The 23,112-nt window shown below is 42.1% G+C and carries 20 protein-coding genes, 2 tRNA genes and 1 riboswitch; of the genes, 3 read left to right on the top strand and 19 right to left on the bottom strand.

Features of this window, described 5'->3' with window-relative positions; all coding sequences use genetic code 11:
• Nucleotides 1-79: 79 nt before the first annotated feature.
• The 10 genes from glcT to groES all read right to left on the bottom strand — a co-directional run bounded on the left by glcT (nt 80) and on the right by groES (nt 15,055).
• On the bottom strand, nt 80-922 hold the full coding sequence (glcT, locus tag BTO28_RS03315; RefSeq protein WP_076764022.1) for a glucose PTS transporter transcription antiterminator GlcT: 843 nt from the start codon (nt 920-922) through the stop codon (nt 80-82).
• A gap of 93 nt (nt 923-1,015) precedes the next feature.
• Nucleotides 1,016-2,353 (bottom strand): NCS2 family permease, encoded by a 1,338-nt coding sequence (locus BTO28_RS03310; RefSeq protein ID WP_076764020.1) that lies wholly within the window; start codon nt 2,351-2,353, stop codon nt 1,016-1,018.
• Nucleotides 2,354-2,450: 97 nt separating this feature from the next.
• Nucleotides 2,451-2,552: riboswitch (purine riboswitch) on the bottom strand.
• Nucleotides 2,553-2,639: 87 nt separating this feature from the next.
• Nucleotides 2,640-4,193, bottom strand: a complete 1,554-nt coding sequence (gene guaA, locus BTO28_RS03305) for a glutamine-hydrolyzing GMP synthase (RefSeq protein WP_076764019.1) — start codon at nt 4,191-4,193, stop codon at nt 2,640-2,642.
• Between the two features lie 173 nt (nt 4,194-4,366).
• Nucleotides 4,367-5,188, bottom strand: coding sequence for an ammonia-dependent NAD(+) synthetase (nadE, locus tag BTO28_RS03300; protein WP_076764297.1), 822 nt, complete (start codon nt 5,186-5,188; stop codon nt 4,367-4,369).
• Between the two features lie 169 nt (nt 5,189-5,357).
• On the bottom strand, nt 5,358-8,573 hold the full coding sequence (locus BTO28_RS03295; RefSeq protein WP_076764017.1) for a DEAD/DEAH box helicase: 3,216 nt from the start codon (nt 8,571-8,573) through the stop codon (nt 5,358-5,360).
• 296 nt (nt 8,574-8,869) lie between these two features.
• Complete coding sequence (locus BTO28_RS03290) at nt 8,870-10,837, bottom strand: methyl-accepting chemotaxis protein (protein WP_076764016.1); 1,968 nt, start codon at nt 10,835-10,837, stop codon at nt 8,870-8,872.
• Between the two features lie 435 nt (nt 10,838-11,272).
• Complete coding sequence (locus tag BTO28_RS03285; RefSeq protein WP_198936735.1) at nt 11,273-12,190, bottom strand: DMT family transporter; 918 nt, start codon at nt 12,188-12,190, stop codon at nt 11,273-11,275.
• A gap of 358 nt (nt 12,191-12,548) precedes the next feature.
• Nucleotides 12,549-12,833 (bottom strand): hypothetical protein, encoded by a 285-nt coding sequence (locus BTO28_RS03280; RefSeq protein ID WP_076764014.1) that lies wholly within the window; start codon nt 12,831-12,833, stop codon nt 12,549-12,551.
• Between the two features lie 240 nt (nt 12,834-13,073).
• Nucleotides 13,074-14,711: a chaperonin GroEL gene (groL, locus tag BTO28_RS03275; protein ID WP_076764012.1), complete on the bottom strand. Its 1,638-nt coding sequence runs from the start codon at nt 14,709-14,711 to the stop codon at nt 13,074-13,076.
• Between the two features lie 59 nt (nt 14,712-14,770).
• Complete coding sequence (gene groES, locus BTO28_RS03270) at nt 14,771-15,055, bottom strand: co-chaperone GroES (RefSeq protein ID WP_076764010.1); 285 nt, start codon at nt 15,053-15,055, stop codon at nt 14,771-14,773.
• A gap of 208 nt (nt 15,056-15,263) precedes the next feature.
• On the opposite strand from groES, the gene BTO28_RS03265 reads away from it, so the two are divergent.
• Complete coding sequence (locus BTO28_RS03265; RefSeq protein WP_076764009.1) at nt 15,264-16,001, top strand: CPBP family intramembrane glutamic endopeptidase; 738 nt, start codon at nt 15,264-15,266, stop codon at nt 15,999-16,001.
• A gap of 12 nt (nt 16,002-16,013) precedes the next feature.
• Complete coding sequence (locus BTO28_RS03260) at nt 16,014-16,211, top strand: YdiK family protein (RefSeq protein ID WP_076764007.1); 198 nt, start codon at nt 16,014-16,016, stop codon at nt 16,209-16,211.
• A gap of 32 nt (nt 16,212-16,243) precedes the next feature.
• Here BTO28_RS03260 and tatC read toward each other — a convergent pair whose 3' ends face one another.
• From tatC to BTO28_RS03245, 3 genes are read right to left on the bottom strand one after another with little or no spacing between them, the layout of a single operon-like run.
• Nucleotides 16,244-16,987 (bottom strand): twin-arginine translocase subunit TatC, encoded by a 744-nt coding sequence (tatC, locus tag BTO28_RS03255; RefSeq protein ID WP_076764005.1) that lies wholly within the window; start codon nt 16,985-16,987, stop codon nt 16,244-16,246.
• A gap of 17 nt (nt 16,988-17,004) precedes the next feature.
• Nucleotides 17,005-17,187 carry a twin-arginine translocase TatA/TatE family subunit gene (locus BTO28_RS03250; RefSeq protein WP_095532638.1) on the bottom strand — a complete coding sequence of 61 codons (183 nt, stop codon included), beginning with the start codon at nt 17,185-17,187 and terminating at the stop codon, nt 17,005-17,007.
• A gap of 58 nt (nt 17,188-17,245) precedes the next feature.
• Complete coding sequence (locus BTO28_RS03245; RefSeq protein WP_076764001.1) at nt 17,246-17,899, bottom strand: redox-sensing transcriptional repressor Rex; 654 nt, start codon at nt 17,897-17,899, stop codon at nt 17,246-17,248.
• A gap of 144 nt (nt 17,900-18,043) precedes the next feature.
• Between BTO28_RS03245 and BTO28_RS03240 the strand changes: the two genes are divergently transcribed.
• Nucleotides 18,044-19,966 carry an ABC-F family ATP-binding cassette domain-containing protein gene (locus BTO28_RS03240; protein WP_076763999.1) on the top strand — a complete coding sequence of 641 codons (1,923 nt, stop codon included), beginning with the start codon at nt 18,044-18,046 and terminating at the stop codon, nt 19,964-19,966.
• Between the two features lie 164 nt (nt 19,967-20,130).
• Here BTO28_RS03240 and tsaD read toward each other — a convergent pair whose 3' ends face one another.
• The 6 genes from tsaD to BTO28_RS03210 all read right to left on the bottom strand — a co-directional run bounded on the left by tsaD (nt 20,131) and on the right by BTO28_RS03210 (nt 23,035).
• Entirely contained in the window at nt 20,131-21,150 is a 1,020-nt protein-coding gene (gene tsaD / locus BTO28_RS03235; protein ID WP_076763997.1) for a tRNA (adenosine(37)-N6)-threonylcarbamoyltransferase complex transferase subunit TsaD, read from the bottom strand.
• Nucleotides 21,150-21,596 (bottom strand): ribosomal protein S18-alanine N-acetyltransferase, encoded by a 447-nt coding sequence (gene rimI / locus BTO28_RS03230; RefSeq protein ID WP_269843855.1) that lies wholly within the window; start codon nt 21,594-21,596, stop codon nt 21,150-21,152. The genes tsaD and rimI overlap by 1 nt, the downstream gene beginning before the upstream one ends.
• Nucleotides 21,589-22,299: a tRNA (adenosine(37)-N6)-threonylcarbamoyltransferase complex dimerization subunit type 1 TsaB gene (tsaB, locus tag BTO28_RS03225; protein ID WP_076763995.1), complete on the bottom strand. Its 711-nt coding sequence runs from the start codon at nt 22,297-22,299 to the stop codon at nt 21,589-21,591. Before tsaB ends, rimI begins: the two co-directional genes overlap by 8 nt.
• Nucleotides 22,280-22,762: a tRNA (adenosine(37)-N6)-threonylcarbamoyltransferase complex ATPase subunit type 1 TsaE gene (tsaE, locus tag BTO28_RS03220; protein ID WP_076763993.1), complete on the bottom strand. Its 483-nt coding sequence runs from the start codon at nt 22,760-22,762 to the stop codon at nt 22,280-22,282. Before tsaE ends, tsaB begins: the two co-directional genes overlap by 20 nt.
• A 117-nt stretch (nt 22,763-22,879) precedes the next feature.
• Nucleotides 22,880-22,956, bottom strand: a tRNA-Asp gene (locus BTO28_RS03215).
• A gap of 5 nt (nt 22,957-22,961) precedes the next feature.
• Nucleotides 22,962-23,035, bottom strand: a tRNA-Met gene (locus tag BTO28_RS03210).
• Nucleotides 23,036-23,112: the final 77 nt, after the last annotated feature.

The following is a 23,112-nucleotide window of genomic DNA, read 5'->3' as shown; positions in this document are numbered from 1 at the left end:
TAGAAGTGGCTATACCCCTATTTTCTCTATCTCCTTCACTCATGCCTGATCGTATCAGTAACACGTAAAGAACAGTGTATTATTTCATTTTTGTCTGAATCCGCTGCAAGTGCATGGTTAAGTAGACCGCTTCCGCATCATACACCGGATTTTTTAATGTCTGCTGCATCACTTTAATCAGCTTCCAAGATAAATTATAGCATACCGGATATTCCGCTTTCAATAGGCTTGCGATTTTATCTGGTTCTTCTACCTTTTCGCCTCTGACAACACGCTCGATTGTGTAACGGATATGACGGACAAGACGCATATAATCAATGCTTTCTTTGTCCAGTTCGACATCCAGCTGCGTTTCAATCATTTGGATAAGTGCAGCGATCAATTCCGAATGGCGGCTTACATCACGCACATCTTTATTCGCAATGGCACTATGGATATGCAGCGCAATAAATCCCGTTTCTCCTGGAGGCAGTGCAACCGTAAGACTTTGATTAATCAGCTTTGTCACTTCTTCCGCCACTTCATATTCAAACGGATAGAGCGCTTTCGTTTCCAGCAAAAACGGATTACGGATGCCCAGCCCTCTCACAATCCGGTTCACGGCAAATACAAGGTGATCAGTCAGCCCGACGTGAATATGCTCATTCAACGTTTCGCCAACACGGCCACGAATTAATTCGACCGCCTGGATAATGACTTTCAACGTTTTATCATCAATGTTCGGCAGCAGTTTTTTATATTGCTCCTGCTCACTCCGATCAGTTAACACAAACAGCTTCTCAACTGAATCTCTCACAATGCTGTCTCCCTGCTGGCGGCCAAAACCAATACCACGCCCGATCAGCACGACCTCGACACCATCTTTCCCAGTTGCGATAAGCACATTGTTGTTCAAGATTTTTTTCACAAAAAATGTTTCCACAGCAGTATCTCCATTGTTTTTTGTTTTTTACAGTATAGCATGATGTTCTAAACAAAAAACACCTTCTCGTATGAGAAGGTGTTTCGTTTCGTATTACTTTTCAAGGAAAACAAAATATAGAATAAAGATTACAAATAGCCCATACATAATTGGGTGTATTTCTTTCCCACGGCCTTTTACGATCATTGTAATCGGGTAGAAAATGAAACCAATTGCGATACCAGTCGCAATGCTGTAAGAAAGCGGCATAGCAATTACCGTAAGGAACGCTGGAACAGCAATTTCAAATCTAGTCCATTCAATTTTTCCTAAAGCCGACACCATTAGAGCTCCGACGATAATAAGTGCCGGTGCTGTTACCGGCGCCGTAATTACCTGGAGAAGCGGGAAGAAGAACAGTGACAGCAAGAAAAACAATCCTGTTACGACCGCCGCGAGACCAGAACGGGCTCCTGCGGCTACACCTGCAGAAGACTCGATGTAAGAAGTTGTTGTTGATGTACCAAGAACAGCACCCACTACTGTACCACATGAATCTGCAAGCAATGCTTTTCCGGCACGTGGCAATTTGTCGTCTTTCATTAATTTTGCCTGATTCGCAACCGCAAGAAGTGTACCTGCTGTATCAAAGAAGTCTGCAAATAAGAATGTCAGGATCACAACAAGCATTTGAAGAGTAAATACTTCCGCAGGAGATTGGAAAATATTCTCAACAGCCACACCGAATGTCGGTGCCAAACTTGGCACGCCATCGACGATTTGCGTCGGAGGATTAATCAATCCAGCAATCATGCCAACAATTGCTGTAAGAACCATCCCGTAGAAAATTCCGCCATTAATGCCTTTTGCCATCATAATGACCGTAACGAAAATACCAAAAACAGCAAGGAGCGTATTGCCTGAGGATAAATCCCCCAGTCCTACGAGTACAGCATCATTGTTTACAATAATACCAGCATTTTGAAACCCTACAAATGTGATAAACAAACCAATACCGGCTCCAACCGCATATTTTAGTTCGGCAGGAATCGCATTAATAATTTTCTCCCGAAGTCCAGAAGCGGTCAAAATAATAAAGATTAAACCGGAAAATAAAACGCCTGTTAACGCTGTTTCCCATGGAATACCGTACGTTAAAACAACCGTGTAAGCAAAAAATGCGTTCAATCCCATACCCGGCGCCAACGCGATCGGATACTTAGCAAATATACCCATTATAATAGAGCCAAGTGCTGCGGCAAGTGCTGTCGCTGTAAAGACGGCTCCATAGTCCATTCTCATTGCATCCGGCAAATCCGGCACTGATTGCAGTGACAGTGTAATTGGGTTAACAATCAGAATGTACGCCATTGATAAAAAGGTCGTCAAACCACCGATAAATTCACGACGATATGTCGTCCCCAACTCTTCCAGTTGGAAAAACTTCTTCATAATAATTTGTTCTCCTTCCGATCTTATATACGAACGAAAAAATGCCCGGAACAGAGTGGCTCCGGGCATGACTAAGAAAAGATAACAGAAAGAGAACATTCCCTTTCCACTCATTCGTAGTCGGACCATTTACGGCAGCCCGGTAGAAACTGTCAAGCCTTATTCTCGACGATATACGATACAACGTGAAAAATAATGTAGTTCCCTTTCATTTTACTCATATAACAAACGTCCGTCAATACAAAACACGAACAAAATCGATATTTTTTTTATTTTCGTTCGCCTTTTATTCCCATTCGATTGTTGCAGGCGGTTTGCTCGTAATGTCATACACTACGCGGTTCACATGTGCCACTTCATTGACAATGCGGGTCGAAATCACTTCAAGCACTTCCCAAGGGATACGTGCCCAGTCAGACGTCATGCCATCGATCGATGTCACCGCACGAATACCAATTGTATAATCATACGTACGCGCATCGCCCATTACACCGACACTGCGGATATCGGGAAGAACCGTGAAATACTGCCAAATTTCGCGCTCAAGACCGTGATTGCGCACTTCTTCACGCAAAATCGCATCTGATTCACGCACAATTTCCAATTTCTCTTCCGTAATTTCCCCAAGAACACGAATACCGAGACCTGGACCTGGGAACGGCTGGCGCCAAACGATATGTTCCGGAATACCGAGTTCAGTACCAAGCGCACGCACTTCATCTTTAAACAATGTGCTAAGCGGTTCAATCAGCTTAAACTGCATATCTTCCGGCAGCCCGCCAACGTTATGATGCGACTTGATTGTTTGGGCTGTTGCTGTGCCGCTTTCGATAATATCAGTATATAGAGTTCCCTGTGCAAGGAATTCAATACCTTCAAGTTTTGATGCTTCATCGTCAAATACGTAAATAAACTCATTGCCGATAATTTTCCGTTTTTGTTCCGGATCGGAAACTCCTGCAAGTTTCGTCATGAAACGGTCTTTTGCATCTACTTTAATAATGTTGATATTAAAGCCATTCGCAAATGTATCCATTACTTGTTCTGCTTCCCCTTTACGAAGAAGACCGTGATCAACGAAAATACATGTTAATTGATCGCCGATTGCTTTATGAATCAGAACCGCAACGACAGATGAATCCACGCCGCCTGACATCGCGCACAACACTTTTTTATCGCCAACTGTTTGACGAATTTTCTCCACTTCGACTTCAATGTAATTCTCCATTGACCAGTCACCCGTGCAGTCGCAAACACCAAACACGAAGTTTTTCAAAATATCGTTTCCATAAACGGAATGTTTTACTTCAGGATGGAATTGAACAGCATACAGATTTTTCTCCGCATAGCTCATCGATGCAATCGGGCATGACGGGTTTACAGCATCAACTGTAAATCCTTCCGGTGCCTGTGTTACAAGGTCGCTGTGGCTCATCCATACCACTTGCTCTTTCGGTAAATCAGCAAATAGTGCTGATTCAGTTTGTACGTTAATCGCTGCTTTCCCGTATTCACGGTGAGAAGCAGATTCTACTTTCCCGCCGAAATGTTTCGTCATCAGCTGCATGCCGTAGCAGATACCGAAGATCGGAATGTTTAAGTCGAATATACGCTCATCACATGTAAATGCATCATCTGCATAAACACTGTTCGGACCACCCGAGAAAATAATCCCTTTCGGATTGATTTCTTTAATTTCTTCCGCTGTAATCGTGTGCGGATGAAGCTCACTGTACACACCAAATTCACGAATGCGCCGCGTGATTAACTGATTATACTGACTGCCAAAGTCAAGCACGAGAATCATTTCCTGGTTTTGAAATTCTGATTTCCCTGTCATCGTTCCACTCCTCTTTTTTATCAATTCCGTATTATCGGAAACATCCATCTATTGTTTGTTCGTGTTCACATATTTTGAACTCATTTTATATCTATCAAGGTAGGTGGTCAAGGCGTAGTCTTGTTTATTGAAAATTCAGATTAAAAAACGCTTCCGGCTTGAGCCGGAAAGCGTTATTTTTTCCAAAAATCGTCATACACCGTAATTGGCAAATGCCGTTTATGCGCCGATTTCTTATAAAGCTCTTCAATTCGCTGTGCCGCTGCATCCGGCACGCTTTTCCCTTCCAGGTAATCGTCGATCTGTTCATACGAGACGCCGAGCGCCACTTCATCCGGCAGCTGAGGGCGGTCTTCTTCTAAATCCGCTGTCGGCACCTTTAAATATAAATGTTCGGGAGCACCCAACAGCTCCAGCATTTCCCGTCCCTGACGTTTATTTAAACGGAAAAGAGGGACAACATCCGCTCCTCCATCACCGTATTTCGTATAAAAGCCTGTTAACGCTTCTGCTGCATGATCTGTTCCGATTACAACAGCGCTTTTCATCGCAGCAATGCTGTACTGTACTTTCATGCGCTCACGTGCTTTTTCGTTCCCTTTTGCAAAATCGGTCAAGTCAATGCCGATTTCTTTTAATGCGGATTCACTTGCCTGTACTGCTTCTTTAATATTCACGGTGTACGTCACATCCGGCTGGATAAAAGCAAGTGCATCCTGGCAATCATTTTCATCCAATTGAACACCATAAGGAAGACGCACAGCATAAAACGTATAGTTATCAGAACCTGTTTCTTCTTTTAACTCATTTACGGCTATCTGAGCGAGCTTCCCTGCAAGTGTGGAATCCTGTCCACCGGAAATGCCAAGCACAAACCCTTTTAAAAATGAATGATGGCGCAAGTACTCTTTTAAGAAATCCACACTTCTTCTAATTTCTTCCTGCGGGTCAATGGTTGATTTCACTTGGAGTTCTTCAATAATCACTTTTTGCATCTCTCGCAAGATCGACATCCCCTTCCGTCTATTATCATTATCCATTTCATTCTATCATACCACTTCCTTATATCATTCAATCATCAAAAAGCGCGGAATCCTTTATTAAGAGACCCCGCGCTTATCGTTCTGTATATATAATTAGGGAATAATGAGATTCCTAACTCCTCTAGATCATCAATATCTCCCGAATATCCTCTTCGGTAAGAGTAGACGGCGATTTTTCTTTAGAATGAATAATTTCTTCAATTAGATGTCTCTTTTTCTCTTGAAGTTCATTCATTTTTTCCTCGATCGTACCGCGGGCAACAAGCTTGATGACCTGTACATCATTTCTTTGGCCAATGCGATAAGCACGATCCGCTGCTTGCTCCTCGACTGCTGGATTCCACCACGTGTCATATAGGATCACTGTATCGGCACCCGTCAGATTAAGACCGGTTCCGCCTGCTTTCAATGAAATGAGAAATAAATCACGTTCACCGGCATTAAATCGATTGCATTTTTCCATTCGTTCTTCTGACGGGGTTTGTCCATCCAGATAGAAAAAAGGAAGCCCTTGATTCGCCAAATCCCTGCCTATTAACTCCAGCATTTTCGTAAACTGTGAGAAAATCAACACTCTTTTTCTAGAAAGCCTGGATTCCTCTACAATCTTCAACAGCTGTTCGAATTTCGCTGAGCTTCCTTTATATCCATCCACAAACAAGGCTGGATGACAGCAAATCTGCCGTAAACGAGTTAAACCAGCAAGGACTTTGATACGGTTTTTCCGAAGTGTATCTTTGTCCAGATGCTTTAACGTGTCATGCCTTAGTTTTGCCAGGTAGGCAGCATATAGCTTCTTCTGATCAGGAAACAAGTCCACTGATTCCATCGACTCGATTTTTTCTGGGAGCTCTCGAAGTACGTCTTCTTTCATCCTTCGAAGCAAAAACGGACGAATCCTTCTAGCTATCTTCTTCCTTGAGAGATTGCTGTATTCCTTTAAACCGAGAAACAGTTCAGGGAAAACAACATGAAAAATCGACCACAGCTCCTCCAATGAATTCTCCACTGGTGTTCCTGTAAGGGCAAAGCGATAATCGGCCTGTATCTTCTTCACTGCTTTTGCTGTTTGTGTCACAGGGTTCTTAAAAGCCTGAGCCTCATCAAAAAACACTGTGTGAAAGGATTGTTTCTCGTACCATCCTATGTCCCTTATTAACAAAGGATAGGAGGTAATGACAACGTCCACACCCGTTAAATCCTTCTGTGTATTGAACCGTTCCGTTTTATTTCCATCAATGACAACCGCTTTTACTTCCGGGGCAAATTTCGTGATTTCGCCAAGCCAGTTATACGTTAAAGATGATGGGCAAACAATAAGGACCGGGAGATTTTTTTGATGGATAGCAGGAAGCTCTGATAAAATAAACGTAATGCTTTGCAATGTTTTACCCAGTCCCATATCATCTGCAAGAATCCCTCCGAATCCATAACGGGCTAGCGTCTTCATCCATTTGTATCCATCCTTTTGATAGTCATGCAATATTGATTCCAGCCTTTTCGGCACTTTGAACTCCAAACTGCCTGGATGACGGATGGTATCCAAGAACTGACGGAACGATTCCTCCAGCGTAAATATATTATCATCAGAATCAAGAAGCTGAAGCCCCCGGACAACGGGAACATTCACGCCGCTTTCCAAATCTTCATATTGGACCGGAAGTGCTTTAAGAAAACGATTAATTTCTTCAAATTCCCTTGTCTCCAGTGAGAGGAGTGATCCGTTCCGCAAGCGGTAATAGTTCCGCTTCTCCTCTAGAGCCAATAGAACTTCACGTATCTGTTTTTCAGCAATGCCATCCATTTCAAATTTAAACTCCAGCCAATTGGCCCTTTCCTTTTTGACCCCAACCCTGATTCGCGGATGAGCATTCCCTCTCAAAACCCGGTTTCTTACTGACGTAGTGGCGTATATTTGTACAAGCTGTTGTAGTTTCGGAACAACATGATACAAAAAGGTATACTCCAACTCTTCATTATGCAGCAAGTATCCGCTGTCAGTCTTGGCAAACGAGCTATCCTCCATCAGCTTCAGGATCGCATCTTCCTTCTCCACATCCCTTATCAGCATAGAGCCTTCCCGGAACTCCCGATTCTCCAATGGATTTATGATGATACTTTCATAGTGAAATTCCAGCCCGGCAAGCAGGCGGTTTTTCACACGATCTAAGTATAGTTTTGCAATCAGCGGTGCCTTTAATAATTTCCTGGAAATAGCTTCTGATATGTGGACACCGCCAAGTTTTTTCAAACCCGGAACCACTTTTTGTAAGAAATATTCAATTTGCTCCTGAGGAATCAGAATTTGATTGGAGCCTGAGGCTTCTACCATCTGTTTTAGTTCTGACAGGCGCTCACTTTGCTCACTTTTTAGCTGAATTAATTTCCCGCCAGATAGAACAGACCGATACGAATTCAACAAAATGATCCTGTTCAACCCTTTAATCTTCAGTTGACAGCCTTTGCCCTCCGTTTCTGCAAAGTCAAATCGCAAAGGGAGCTCTCCATCTGAAAAGCGTAAACCATCCAATGTCTTCCCATCACACTCCAGCCTCACGGATGGTGCTTTTGCAAATGAAGGGACAAGTCGTTCCCAGGAAGATGGCGGAACGAGCAGCGTGTTATTACTGATTGTATCGACAGGTTTGTCTGGAAATGATTCCATATATACTTTTTCATCATGGACTACTTGGATAAGCTGCTGAATAACCGCATCTGTTTCTTTTTGAAAGCAATGAAGGCTTGGATCATATGTGAAGGAAATCGAAAGCCGGCTTGGCTGCCCTTCTTTCACTTTCCCCAGTAAATCCCGGATATTTTGAACATTGGCCGAACCAATCCTCATTTCTATTCCAAACATGAATTGCCCGTGGCCTATGTTGACAGCTTTACACGTAAACACAGTATCGAGAACTTGCCTTTTTTCAAAGTGAAGCTGGTGCCCGCTTGGCCGTTTAGGCTGATCGTTGAAAAGGTTTAGCAAACCTTCTGCCAGTGCCTGGTGTGTTGAGGAATCCAACTGGCGGTCACCTGGAATAATAGGGGTAGTTCCTTTCCGCTGATGCTCGTAAATAGACAGTAATACGGCTGCAATATGCTGACAATCGTTTTTGAAGGAAGCTAGCGCAGGGCAGCTGCATTTCGTGTGCAGCCCGCCACTGGGATCGATTTCTATCTTGACATGAAAGTCCTCAATTCCTGTAACAGTTGCTTTACAGCCTTCAGGACTGTATCTATCGAATGTTACTTTATTCGCACGGAAAAAAGAATCTCCTCGTTTGAAGGAGACGGTACCGCACATTTCTTTAATGAGTTTTTGATTTAATTCTATATTCAAAATGCTTTGCTCCTTCTTGAGGATCTAATTCTCTAAATCGAATATCACGATTGTACCACAAGGACAGAATATCTAAGTGCTATACCTTTAAAACCCCATTTACTTGTAATAAGGTCAAAATAAAAGTGCTGCAGGTTTTCAAAACAATCCGAAGAACACTTGATCGGCCACAGTTCATTTCTGGAGTGATTTTATCCTTTCAGTAACAAAAAGAACTGTCTAACAGTAATATCCTCAGGATATCGACTGTTAGACAGTTTTATTGATTGGCAGGATCATCGAGAATCCTGTTTTACTTAATATTTAAACTTGGAAAGTAAGCTGTTTAACTCTTCTGCCATGGAGGAAAGAGATTCAGCCGATGCAGAAATTTCCTCCATCGAAGCTAATTGTTCCTCTGTAGACGCTGCCACTTCTTCTGAAGTTGCCGCATTACCATGCGCAATATTGGATAGTTCTTTCGCAGTCGCAGTAACTTCTTGAACTGCTGCCGACATCTGCTGTGCAGTTGTGTTAATTTCCTCCATTTGCGGGGTGATCTCTTTTGTACTCTGGAGGATTTGATTAAATTTTGCTATCGCTTCATTAGATACCTCTACGCCAGCTTGTACATCATTCGTAACACGTGCCATGACTTGAACGGAGTTTTCCGTATCCTTTTGAATTCCTTGAACGATTTCATGAATTTCCTTTGCTGACTGCTGAGACTGCTCGGCTAGTTTCCGTACTTCATTAGCGACAACAGCAAATCCTTTGCCATGCTCACCAGCCCTCGCTGCTTCAATTGATGCATTTAAAGCAAGCAGGTTCGTTTGATCCGCAATTCCCGTAATCACATTCAAAATGGAACTGACTTCCTTAGAGCGTTCAGATAAAGATTTTATCATGGTATTGGATTCTTTTACGGATTCATGAATGGAATTCATTTGATTCACTGTATCGGAAACCGCCTGACCACCTGATTCTGCCTGCGCAGTTGTATGATGGGCAAGCTTTGACACTTTCGTAGAATGATCGGCAATTAGGGAGACGCCATCCGAAATTTCAGCTAGAATCTGAGCGTTTTGATCCACTCCACTTGTTTGTTTCTCCGCACTGCTTGCCACTTCCTGGATAGAAGCTGATACTTGTTCAGTAGCGCTGGCTGTATGTTCAGCATTTGCTGTCAATTCTGCTGAGGAGGAAGCGACTTGTTCAGCATGATGTTCTACTTCTTGAATTAAACCTTTAAGACTCTCCTGCATTTCATTAAAAGCAATTCCTAACTGTCCAATTTCATCATTGGAATGAACATCAATATTCTCTGTCAAATCCCCTTTACTGACGGTAATTGCCTTTTCTTTTAACCCTATGAGCGGCCTAATAATTGACTTTACGATAAGGAAAACAAAGAAGGCACCTATTATCATAGCAATCACGATAACGAGGACCGTTTTTTTCAAAATTGGGGATGCAGCCTCACTGACTTCTGAAAGTTCCACGGATCCCCCTATTTTCCAGCCAGTCAATTGATTGGTCGCAAAAACCATCATTCTTTCAACGCCCTCATACTTATATTCAAAATTCCCGTTTTCTTGTGCATACATGTTATTGTAAAAATCTTCTTTCCCTTCAGTTCCTGCCTCTGTTGCAGGATGTGCAATGAATTTTTTATTTTTATCTAGAAGAAAAGCATATCCTTCATCGCCTATCTCGACCTGATTTATTAACTCTTGCAAGTGGCTTAATTGTACATTGACCGCTACTACCCCTGACTCATCTTCAAGGACACGAGCGATGGTTACAACCAGTTCACCTGTGCTGGCAGAAATGTCAGGATCTGATATAACGATTTTCCCTTTATTTTCGATCGCATCTTTGTACCAATATCTTTCTCTCGGATCGAAATTCGGATCTTTTTGTTTGTTAGGTTCTTGAATAAATAAGCCTTCTTTTGTACCAACAAAAATACTATGGGTTTCAGGATGTAAATTCACATACTGATCAAAAATTCCACGTAATTTTGGACTGCTGGCTCCCTGATAGTCATTTGATGTAATCTTTTTAGAAAGTGTTTCTATATCATGTGTTTTAGACTGCATTGTATTATCAATTGATGCGTTTAATAAATTTACAGTCCCAGCAAAGCCATCCAGCATCTCATTGTTAACCGCATCTTTAGCAGTTGTATACGAAAGCGATCCAATAATAATGGCAGGAACAATTAAAATGAAAGAAAAAGCTAAGAATAATTTTGTTTTTATATTTCGAAAGATGTTTTTCATTAAAAGGACCCCTTTTTTGTTTTAATCTATTAAAATAACTAAGTTAAATTAGCTATAAACCATTGGGATTTGAAATATACCAACCTTGAAATAATTGAACTTAAAACCTTTACTTTTTCTTTATGTATTTCTGCTTCCTTCACAATTGTATGCGTTTCCAAAAACAGTGATCACTTATCGTTTTTTGCCGAAAATTTGGCGCCGGGCAGTTTTATAGGACTTTAATCTTTCTATATCCTTTGTGCGAAGGACTAATTACCTAATAAAGAAATTATAAACCTATCTTCCTAATATTTCAACAAATTTCTATATACTGTCTATCACTTATTCTAAAACTCTATCGGAAGAATAAAAAACCCCGAAAATTGGACTTATGTAAGTGTCCGCTATTCGGGGTCAGTTTACCTTTTGTGCAGATTACAAATTTATTTAATGTTATGACGAACTGTCGGCTGCCTTTATATAATTTTTACTTTTTACCTGAATGGATGTAAATAGGATGCCTAGACAGATAAAGACAGCGCCGATTAATATATTGCCAGTCATTTCTTCACCTAATTGAAGCCACCCGAAAAACAACCCGAGTAAAGGCACCGACATTAAAGAAATCGAAGCTGTGGATGCCTGTATTTTGCCTAACACCCAATTCCAGCCAACGAAGGCAACAGCTGATCCTAGAATACCGTTATAGAGCAAAGCGAATATAGACGATTTTGATAATGCTATTCCAGCTATAGCTTCATGCTCAGTTCCTAAGGATATAATGAATATGAAAAAGCCGCCCATCAGCAACTGCCACATTGTCATTTTCACTTTATCATGAGCATGACCAATTTTTTTCGTATAGATACTAGCCCATGCCCAGAAGAAGGCGGAAAGTAATATAATGAGTTCTCCTAGTAAAGAAAGATTCCAGGATAAATGCAGTAAGTGGGGGCCCATAATGAATAAAAGGCCAATTGCTCCAGCAACGAGGCCAATGACTTTATTCAACGTTAAATGTTCATCCAAAAAGAAATGCGCGAGCAGCGTAATAATGATCGGCATTGTGTAAACCAGAACGGATGATAAACCTGAATCTACAAACTGCATGCCGTATGTTGAAAAAGCATAATAACCGATACACATTAATAAACTTAAATAGAAAAATGGTGCCCACTCATCTTTTCGGGGTAATATTTCCTGTCTTTTTACTAACAAAAAAAGAAATAACACAAAGCCCCCTATTAGAAGTCTTGCGGATGAAAAGAAAAAAGGCGGCATAGCCTCTAAACCAATTTTCACGGTCACCCATAAGTAGCCCCAAATTAAACTAATCAACACGATCATACTAACAACTTTTAACTGATTCACGATTATGATGCTCCTATAGAAATAAATTTTACAATAAATGAATGTGTGGAAAATTCCAACGCGTTTATGTATAAATAAATCATTTATTCGCCTCTCGTAATATACCAATTTTTTCATAACAGCGCAATGTATCAGCTTTACATCCTGTTAACCTGTGCAGCTTTTCCAGTAGATTTTCGCTAATATGAGTTTTATGATCTAAAAGAAAAAGAAAAAAGGGCCAAACCCTGATAATTCAAGGTTCGACGCTTTCCGAGGGGATTGTATGAAGTAACTCATGATTTATTAATTAATAGAAATTGATTGACCATTTAATGAGAAAAGAAAGTAAAATTGCTTAATGAACAGTACATTGAAGTTATTCACGGCGAACTTTCTTTAAATACGATACAATGCTTGTTTTTAATGAGGCGTAAGAACCGATTGCCGCATATCCGTAAAACCAGCCCATGAAAATACCGGCAACTACATGCCCTCGGTGGCTGATGAAAACAGAAATAAGTAAACCTATGATCAATGCAATGAAAGGAACAAAAGGTTTCGGAGGCTTAAAAAATAATTTGATTAACTGCGTCAGGATAAGAACGACAGGGACCGCAATGACAGCATCCCAGAAATTTGTATGTATTGTGGGGAAATCCATTGAGATATCATCCTTTTTTAATGGTATCATGTTGAAATTTCGAAATTTTATTCAACAGTACGTCTCTACTGTACAATAAAACGGTTGAACTTTTCCAAAATTTACAACTGTATTTAAAGCTACAACTTAATAACACATTAAAAATCTCATTTAAACATTAGCTGTTATGAATATAAAAAACAAATAAAAAAGCGTCAAACCCTGATAAATCAAGGTTTAACGCTTTCGAAGGGGATGATATTACATCATGCCGCCCATTCCACCCATGCCGCCCATATCAGGCATGCCCATGCCGCCAGCTCCAGCTGGTTCTGGCTTGTCTGCAACAACAGCTTCTGTTGTTAAGAACATTGCTGCAACAGATGTTGCATTTTGAAGTGCTGAACGCGTTACTTTTGTTGGATCCACGATGCCAGTTTCGATCATGTTTACCCATTCGCCAGTTGCTGCGTTGTAGCCTACGCCGACTTCTTCGCGTTTCAGGCGTTCTACGATAACAGAACCTTCAAGACCTGCGTTGTGCGCGATTTGACGGACTGGTTCTTCTAGTGCGCGAAGAACGATTTTCACGCCTGTTGCGACGTCGCCTTCTGCTTGTACTTCAGCTACTTTGTTGTATACGTTCACAAGCGCTGTACCACCGCCTGCTACGATGCCTTCTTCAACAGCTGCACGCGTTGCGTTCAAAGCATCTTCAATGCGAAGTTTACGCTCTTTAAGTTCTGTTTCTGTTGCTGCACCGACTTTGATTACCGCTACGCCGCCAGCAAGTTTCGCTAAACGTTCTTGTAATTTTTCGCGGTCGAATTCAGACGTTGTGTCTTCAAGCTGCGCGCGGATTTGGCTTACGCGGCCTTGAATGTTTTGTGATTCGCCTGCACCTTCAACGATTGTTGTGTTTTCTTTTGTCACAACAACTTTTGATGCGCGGCCAAGCTGTGTAATTTCAGTTGTTTTCAAGTCAAGACCAAGCTCTTCTGTGATGACTTCGCCGCCCGTTAAAATCGCAATGTCTTCAAGCATCGCTTTGCGTCGGTCACCGAATCCAGGAGCTTTTACCGCTACTGCATTAAATGTACCGCGCAGTTTGTTCACAACAAGCGTAGCCAATGCTTCGCCTTCTACATCTTCAGCGATCAAAAGAAGCGGTTTGCTTTGTTGAACGACTTGCTCAAGAACTGGAAGAATTTCTTGAATGCTTGTAATCTTTTTGTCTGTGATCAAGATGTAAGGATTCTCAAGAACAGCTTCCATTTTATCTGAATCTGTGATCATGTATGGAGACGCATAACCGCGGTCAAATTGCATACCTTCTACAACATCAAGCTCTGTTGTGAAACCTTTTGACTCTTCGATTGTGATAACGCCGTCGTTTCCAACGCGTTCCATTGCTTCCGCGATCAATTGACCAACTTCATCGTCAGCTGAAGAAATCGCCGCAACCTGTGCGATTGATTCTTTGCCTTCGATTGGTTTTGAAATGTCTTTCAATGCAGTAAGAGCAGTCGCAACCGCTTTGTCCATTCCTTTGCGAATGCCGACAGGGTTTGCGCCAGCTGTTACGTTTTTCAAGCCTTCACGGATCATCGCTTGCGCAAGAACTGTAGCTGTTGTTGTACCGTCACCGGCAACATCATTTGTTTTGCTTGCTACTTCTGCAACCAGTTTTGCACCCATGTTTTCGAATGCATCTTCTAGTTCAATTTCTTTTGCGATTGTTACACCATCATTTGTGATAAGTGGTGAACCGAATTTTTTCTCAAGAACGACGTTGCGTCCTTTTGGTCCAAGTGTTACTTTTACTGCATCCGCAAGCTTGTCTACACCTGCAAGCATTGCGCGGCGTGCTTCTTCACTAAATTTAATATCTTTAGCCATTTAAAAGTGCCTCCTCGAATTTTTTTGTATTTTATACGATTTGTTATAGTTTTAAGTGATCAGCCGATAACAGCTAAAATATCGCTTTCGCGGAGAAGCAAGTATTCTGCTCCTTCATATTTTACTTCTGTACCTGCGTATTTTGAGAAGATGATGCGGTCGCCTTCAGCTACTTCTAGTGCTACGCGCTCGCCGCTGTCTAGAACACGTCCTGTTCCAACTGCCACGACTTTGCCTTCCTGCGGTTTTTCTTTCGCAGAATCAGGAAGTACAATTCCGCTGGCTGTTTTTTCTTCAGATTCTACTAGTTCAATTACTACGCGGTCACCTAGTGGTTTTAACAAGTGAAACCCTCCTCAAAAATAGATAAATAGTTTTTATTAGCACTCTACTCTAATGAGTGCTAACACAATTATTATAATAAATGAAATCATCTTAATTTTGCAAGCGTAAAGCAAAAAAAATTTCCAACACCGTGAGACCGCTTATTTGAAGGGGGTCACGTTTATTAGTACAATGGACAGTAAGTGAATAGAATAAAGGAGTTTTCATGTGAGAAAAGAATATGGGCTTGTCTTGATTACGTATATTTTAATGCAATTTTCCGGCTTCCTCGGAATTCCCCTTCTTTATAAGATCGGGGTTTCATCCGATCTTGAACCAAACCGGGCAGAAGTGGTCGCTGCAGGATATTGGACGGTGATCAGTTTTGCTCTTGCCACTGTGATCATCCTGTTTATTTTAAAAAAGAGCACCTATACGAATAAAATTGAATCGCAGACGCCCATGTCCGTCGGAAAATCAATCTTCTGGTCAATCGCCGGTGTATTCCTTGCCTATTTCTCCCAGACCATTGCCATCAGTATCGAAACGGCACTTGGGATTGAGCAAGGATCAGAAAATACACAGTCCATCATTCAGCTGATTGAATGGGTGCCGCTGACGATGATATCTGTTGCCGTATTCGGTCCTATTTTAGAAGAAATTGTTTTCAGAAAAATATTGTTCGGCTCATTGTATGAACGAATGCCCTTTTTCTTCGCCGCATTAGTTAGCGCGTTCGTATTTTCCGTCGCACACGCAGAGCTCGAGCACATTCTATTATATGCAGCAATGGGATTTACATTCGCTTTTCTTTATGTAAAAACAAAACGGCTGATCGTGCCGATTGTGGCGCACGTGGCGATGAACTCATTTGTCGTCATCGTTCAGTACGTTTTTAAGGATGAATTGGACAAGATGATGAAAGAAGCGGAACAAATGCAGCAGTTTATTGCATGGCTTTTGTAAGGAGGTATTAGGATGAGACAGTCACCACTGGCATCAGGGATTTTTTATAATATACTAGGCGTCTTTTTCGTTTTTCTCGCCATTCAGGATGTAAATGCAAACAGCTTCGGCTTTTTCACCTATTTGCTTATTCTGCTCGCAACACTCGACATAGGAACCGGTCTCCGGCTGCTTTTTCTTCACTTTAAATTAAAAAACGGCCAGAAATAAAAACTCCGCCCTGAATGAGGGCGGAGTTTTTATTATTCAGCCGCAGACTGTGCTTCTGCCTGCTGTGCTTTATTATAGCCAATTTTCGAAACGAAAATACTCACTTCATATAAAATAAACAGCGGTATACTCACCATCATATGCGAGATGACATCTGGCGGTGTGATAAGTGCGGCAATGACCAGCAAAATGAAATATGCATAGCGTCGGACTTGTCCTAAAAACATAGGAGTTATAATACCAAGCCGGGTTAAAAACAGCGTAACGACCGGAAGCTGAAATAAAAAGCCGAATGGTATTGTCGTTTGGAATAAAAATTGAAAGTATTCGTTAATGCCGATCACCTGTTCAATATTCAAGTCACCCGACAAGTTCATCATAAAATGAATGATGTACGGGAACAATATGAAGTAGGAAAAGGATAACCCGCCTAAAAAAAGAACCACCGATGCGGGTATGTAACTGAGTGTCACTCTCCGCTCTTTTTCATGCAATCCGGGACTGACAAATGCCCATAGCTGATACAATATGACCGGCGATGTTAAAATAATTCCGATGACAAATGCCATCTGGAAATATATTTTAAGCGGATCCGTCACACGAAACGCATTCATCGTCAATGCCGCTGCTTCATCCGCATGCTGCAAATAATGAATAAGCGGCTTTGCAAGAAACAGTCCTCCGATAACAGCTATGAAAAAGAAAACGACGACAATCATGAGTCGTTTTCGAAGTTCTTCGAGATGTTCAAATATCGTCATATCTTGTCGACTCATTGTTATTCATCCTAACATTACTTGGACTCTTTTTTGTCCTCGGTCTGTTCATCATCATCGGCTAAGCCTTTTGTTGAATTTTTAAATTCTCTTAATGTATCACCGGCTGCCCGTCCAAGTTCCGGAAGCTTTTTTGGACCGAAAATAAGCAAAGCGGCGGCGCCGATAATCACCATGCTGCCAACACCCATCATTGGCAAACACCCCCTTTCCCTTCATCATAACTGATTTACTGCGTAAATTCCATAAATTCCATGATCATTTTCCAACAGATTCCTCAGGGTAGTTTTTCAAGAAATAAACGAGCGACTGGAGTTCAATCGCCAGATCAATATGATGAACCCGAATGTCCGGCGGCACATTCAAACGAGCGGGCGTAAAATTCAAAATTCCTTTAATGTTTGATTGGACTAGACGATCTGTAATCGTCTGTGCAGCCGACTGCGGAATCGTTAAAATCGCCACTGGCACTTCAAGTTTGGCAAGCGTTTCTTCTAACTCATCCATATGATATATCGGTACTTCGCCAATTTTCGTTCCGACCTTGCTTTCTTCTACATCAAACGCGACTTGAATTTTTGTGTTGTTGTTTTTTAAAAAATTGTAGTTCAAAAACGCTGTACCAAGATTCCCAACACCAATCAACGCGACGTTTGTCACTTCATCCTGATCAAGTGTTTTTCGGAAAAAGGACAATAAATAGCTCACATTATACCCGTATCCTTTTTTACCAAGTGCGCCGAAATAGGAAAAATCTCTCCTGATCGTCGCTGAATCCACTTTTACCGCTTCACTTAATTCTGCCGATGAAACACGCTGTTTCCCGGAAGAGTGCAAATTTTGTATAAACCGATAGTATAACGGCAGGCGTTTCGCGGTTGCCTGTGGAATTCTCATCGAATCGCTATTCATTTTTATCCCCCTAACTTGATGCCGTTCAAGGTTCGCTTTTTTTATACTTCAATCATAATTGTTTGCCGCCTTTTTCACAAGATCTCCTTCTTTTCCATTGCCCGCTGTCCCTTCCTAAAGTAAAGTGAAGATGAGGTGAAAAATATGATACTTCTTCAAGTACAGCAGCTTTCGAAATATTATGGAGCTGAACTGATCTTATCGAATATTAAGCTCGAGGTGCAGTCAGGCGACCGAATCGCTCTCGTTGGACGAAACGGTGCCGGCAAATCGACGCTTTTAAAAATAATTGCCGGCCAGCTTTCACATGAAGCCGGTGCGATTATGAAACCAAAAGACGTGACAATCGGGTATCTCGCCCAGGATACCGGTCTTGAATCCGATCTGTCGATATGGGATGAAATGAACAGTGTTTTTGATGGAATCCGCCATATGGAACAGCAGCTTCGGACGCTTGAGGCCGATATGGCAAATCCCGGCGTATACGGCGACCCGAAACGGTACGAGCAGGTCATGACCGCTTACGACCAGCTTCAAAATAAATTTAAAGAAGCAGGCGGATATCAATATGAAGCGGATTTACGCTCCATTTTACATGGCTTCCATTTCCATGAATTTGATTACGGCACACTCATTTCTACATTAAGCGGCGGCCAAAAAACTCGATTGGCTTTAGCCAAATTGTTGTTAACAAAACCGGATATCTTAATACTTGATGAGCCGACCAACCACCTTGATATTGATACGCTTTCCTGGCTTGAACAGTATTTACAGGGGTATTCTGGTGCCATTTTGATCGTTTCCCATGACCGTTACTTCCTTGATAAAACGGTTAATCAAGTGTACGAAGTGTCCCGCCATAAAATTCGTAAATATACGGGCAATTACAGCAAATATTTATCCCAAAAAGCGGAACAGTATGAACGGGAAATGAAGCAATTTGAAAAACAGCAGGAAGAAGCGGCGAAGCTGGAAGCATTTATTCAGCGAAATATTGCACGTGCCTCCACTACAAAACGGGCGCAGAGCAGACGGAAACAGCTCGACCGGATGGAGATGATGGCACGGCCTGAAGGTGATGAAAAGCCGCCGGGTATGCTGTTTGACATTAACCGTCAAAGCGGGAATGAAGTGTTGAAAGTAAATCAGGCGGCAATCGGCTACGATGAAAATAAAATCGCATCTGATTTATCATTTGATATTTCCAGAGGCGAAAGCATTGCACTCGTGGGCCCGAACGGGGCAGGAAAATCAACATTGCTGAAATCCATTACCGGCGCCCTGCCGCTCCTATCAGGTGACATTCATACAGGTGCGGGTGTTGAAATCGGTTATTATGATCAAGAACAGTCACACTTAAACCGCTCGAAAACAGTGCTTGCAGAACTTTGGGATGACTATCCGGGTACACAGGAAAAAGACATACGGACGATTCTCGGCACCTTTCTTTTTTCAGGAGACGACGTATTAAAGCCGGTTGCTGCTTTAAGCGGAGGCGAAAAAGCTCGTCTTGCACTTGCAAAATTGACGATGGAAAAAGCAAATTTATTAATACTTGATGAGCCGACAAACCATTTAGACCTTGATAGTAAAGAAGTACTTGAAAATGCACTGATCGACTACCCAGGGACTCTTCTGTTTGTCTCACATGACCGGTATTTTATAAATCGGATCGCCACGAAAGTCATTGAACTCGATAAATCTGGTGTGACCGTTTATCTTGGCGATTATGACTACTATGTAGAAAAGAAAAATGAGCAGGAAGAACTCGCCGCACTTGATACGGTAAACACGATTTCGTCCACACCAAAGCCTGCAGCCGCAGATTCCTATAAAACAGACAAGGAACAGCGGAAGCGGGAACGGCAAAGAATACGGCGTATTGAAGAAATCGAATCGGAAATCTCCATTCATGAAGAAAAAATAAAGGAAGCAGAAGAACTTCTCTGCCTCCCGGATATATATGAGGACCATGAAAAATCTCTCGCTTTGCAGCAGCAGCTGGAGCAGTCAAACAACGCAATTGAATTATTGATGGAAGAATGGGAATCGCTTCAGGATAAATAAAAAAGCATGGTGCTATCCACAGCACCATGCTTTTTTATCCACAAATTTATCGATCTATCTATAGCTTAACAAAAGCTTTCCACAGCAGTTATGCACATTATCCACATAAAACACCTGTTTTTGTCCACACTGTCCACAAAAAAAGACAGGCATAAGCCCGTCCTTTAAAATTGTTCTATATCAAGACCCGGATGACCGTTCATATCGAGTCCATCACGTTTTCCCTGTTCGAATAAAACGGTTCCCGCTGCAGCAATCATGGCTGCATTATCTGTACATAATGAAATTGGCGGAATAATTAATTCCAATTGATCCATGTTGATAAAAGCTTGCTCCAGAGATGAGCGCAAGCCTTTATTTGCTGCAACACCGCCAGCTAATAAAACTTGCTTCACGTTATATTCTTTCGCCGCCCGTACTGTTTTTTCCGTCAGCACTTCCACAACACTCGCTTGAAAACTCGCTGCCAGATTTACAGGGTTAATCTCTTCACCACGCTGCTCCGCGTTATGAACAGTATTAATAACAGCTGACTTCAATCCGCTGAAGCTAAAATCATATGACCCTTCATCCAGCCAGATGCGCGGTAAGGCATACGTATCTTGGCCTTCTGCAGCCAGCCGGTCAATATGGGGACCGCCGGGATAAGGTAGATGCAGCGTACGCGCCACTTTATCGTAAGCTTCTCCTGCTGCATCGTCACGAGTCTCTCCGATTACCTCAAATGAGCCGTGTTCTTTCATATAAACGAGTTCTGTATGGCCTCCGGAAACAACAAGCGATAAAAGAGGAAACGACATTTCCTTCACTAAACGATTCGCATAAATATGACCAGCAATATGATGAACGCCAATTAGCGGGATCCCATGTGCAAAGGCTATCGCTTTCGCCGCATTTACTCCAACTAACAATGCTCCTACAAGACCTGGTCCTTTCGTTACCGCAATGGCATCTATCTCTTGAAACGTCAAATCAGCCTGTTTAAGCGTTTCCTCAAATACAGAAACAATTTGCTCCACGTGATGTCGTGATGCAATTTCCGGCACAACACCGCCAAATCGTTTATGGCTTTCAATTTGGGACGAAACGACATTTGACACTATTTCCGTACCATTTTTAATGATCGATGCGGCCGTTTCATCACAGCTCGTCTCAATTCCGAATACAAATGTATCTTTTTTCATCATAAATTCACCCACATTACTAAAGCGTCTTCTAAATTATCTGTATAATACTGCTTCCGGATTCCACCCGGCTGCAGTCCAAATTTTTCATATAGGGACCGCGCCGGTGTATTGCTGACCCGCACTTCTAAAGAAAGTACCGCGCCGCCATATCGTTTTGCTTCTTTCATGACATACGCCATTAATTTTTCACCATAATGATTTCCTCGATATTCCGGCAAAATCGCGATGTTCGTTATTTGAACCTGGTCATATACAACCCACATGCCACAATAACCAATCACCTGTCCGTTTATTTCTGCCACATGATAAAGCGCAAATCGATTGGACGAAATCTCACGTTCAAACGCTTCTTTTGACCATGGAATTGCAAAACTGACCAGCTCCACTTCATAAACTGCCGGAATATCCTCCAGTGTCATTGGACGAATCAGAAGCTCACTCACTGGACTTATCCTTCTTCGCATTGGATTCTAGCCACTTCGCTTCTGCTTCCGCAAGACGCGCGTAATTGGGTATAACAACCGCCGGATCCTGATGCTGGGCGCTTTGTCCTAGAGAAATAAGGGCCGCCGGACGCGTATAGGGAACTGAATTACCTGCAAATGCCGCGGCACTGCCCATAAGTTCTGCAATAACCTTTTCATGAAGTACACTTTCCTGACCGACGAATAAGACAGGTTCGTCCATTTCAATCAGTTCATGGCACCAGTCAACAATCGGTATGTTTCGATCTTCCTTTACTGTCTCCACAAAACCGTTTGATAAACGATATAAACCTGTAAAAACTTGTCCTCTTCGCGCATCAAATATCGGGCAGACTAGACCTTGAATTAATGGAGCAGAAGCCGCAAGAGACGCTAGACCGGATACAGCTGTAATCGGAATTTGAAGCGTCCATGCCAATGTTTTTGCAATTGTTACACCAATGCGCACTCCTGTATAAGAACCCGGTCCATTCGCAACGATAATTTTATCCAGCTCATCGGGCCTCATTTCTACTTCATTCATAAGTGATTCAATGGCCGGCATCACCCTGACCGAATGATTTTTTTTCACATTCGTCACTTGTTCAGCAAGCATTGTATCGCCGTCAGATAACCCAATCGACAATGTATATGTAGATGTATCAATCGCTAAAATGTTCATAACGCATCACCTTCTCACGTAATCGTTCATAACGATCGCCTTTTATATTCAAAACCACTTTACGCTGTCCTTCAACATCCGTATGGTAAAGAGTAATGGCCACATACTCATCGGGCAGTTGATCCTCAATATAATGAGCCCATTCCACAACAGAAATTCCGTCTCCATAAAAATATTCATCAAAACCAAGATCCTCTTCTGAATCTTGACCGAGCCTGTATACATCCATATGATAGAGCGGATATTTTCCTTTATATTCTTTTATAATCGTAAACGTTGGGCTGTTCACATTTTTTTTGACGCCCAGTGCTGCGGCAAGTCCTTGCGTAAATGTTGTTTTTCCTGCACCAAGATCTCCTTCTAATAAAAGAACATCTCCAGGTGCAAGCAATGATGCTACATACGCGGCGAACCTATTCATTTCTTCTAGATTAGAAATCATAATTGTATAAGAAGACGACATCCTTTTACCTTCTTTCCTCGAAAAAAAACCTTAGGATCATACATCCTAAGGTTTCCTATTGTATCAATATTATATCGAATATGTACGAATAAAAAAAGAATTCTTCTTTAATAAAAATGGCGGTCCGGACGGGACTCGAACCCGCGACCTCCTGCGTGACAGGCAGGCATTCTAACCAACTGAACTACCGGACCAACAATTGCGGGGGCAGGATTTGAACCTGCGACCTTCGGGTTATGAGCCCGACGAGCTACCGGGCTGCTCCACCCCGCGACAATAAAAAGACTTTTGTTTATGACAAAAGTTTGCCAGGCGGCGTCCTGCTCTCACAGGGGGAAACCCCCAACTAC

Origin of the sequence: Domibacillus epiphyticus, assembly GCF_001975785.1 — a bacterium.
Lineage (GTDB): Bacteria > Bacillota > Bacilli > Bacillales > Domibacillaceae > Domibacillus > Domibacillus epiphyticus.
Note: the sequence above shows the minus strand (reverse complement) of the source record. Positions and strands in the feature narration are given on the sequence as shown.

Coding starts and splice junctions, on each gene's coding strand:
- BTO28_RS03310 (WP_076764020.1), bottom strand. CDS start 2,353: ATGAAGAAGTTTTTCCAACTGGAAGAGTTGGGGACGACATATCGTCGT.
- guaA (WP_076764019.1), bottom strand. CDS start 4,193: ATGACAGGGAAATCAGAATTTCAAAACCAGGAAATGATTCTCGTGCTT.
- nadE (WP_076764297.1), bottom strand. CDS start 5,188: ATGCAAAAAGTGATTATTGAAGAACTCCAAGTGAAATCAACCATTGAC.
- BTO28_RS03290 (WP_076764016.1), bottom strand. CDS start 10,837: ATGAAAAACATCTTTCGAAATATAAAAACAAAATTATTCTTAGCTTTT.
- BTO28_RS03280 (WP_076764014.1), bottom strand. CDS start 12,833: ATGGATTTCCCCACAATACATACAAATTTCTGGGATGCTGTCATTGCG.
- groL (WP_076764012.1), bottom strand. CDS start 14,711: ATGGCTAAAGATATTAAATTTAGTGAAGAAGCACGCCGCGCAATGCTT.
- BTO28_RS03260 (WP_076764007.1), top strand. CDS start 16,014: ATGAGACAGTCACCACTGGCATCAGGGATTTTTTATAATATACTAGGC.
- tatC (WP_076764005.1), bottom strand. CDS start 16,987: ATGAGTCGACAAGATATGACGATATTTGAACATCTCGAAGAACTTCGA.
- BTO28_RS03245 (WP_076764001.1), bottom strand. CDS start 17,899: ATGAATAGCGATTCGATGAGAATTCCACAGGCAACCGCGAAACGCCTG.
- BTO28_RS03240 (WP_076763999.1), top strand. CDS start 18,044: ATGATACTTCTTCAAGTACAGCAGCTTTCGAAATATTATGGAGCTGAA.
- tsaD (WP_076763997.1), bottom strand. CDS start 21,150: ATGAAAAAAGATACATTTGTATTCGGAATTGAGACGAGCTGTGATGAA.
- tsaB (WP_076763995.1), bottom strand. CDS start 22,299: ATGAACATTTTAGCGATTGATACATCTACATATACATTGTCGATTGGG.
- tsaE (WP_076763993.1), bottom strand. CDS start 22,762: ATGTCGTCTTCTTATACAATTATGATTTCTAATCTAGAAGAAATGAAT.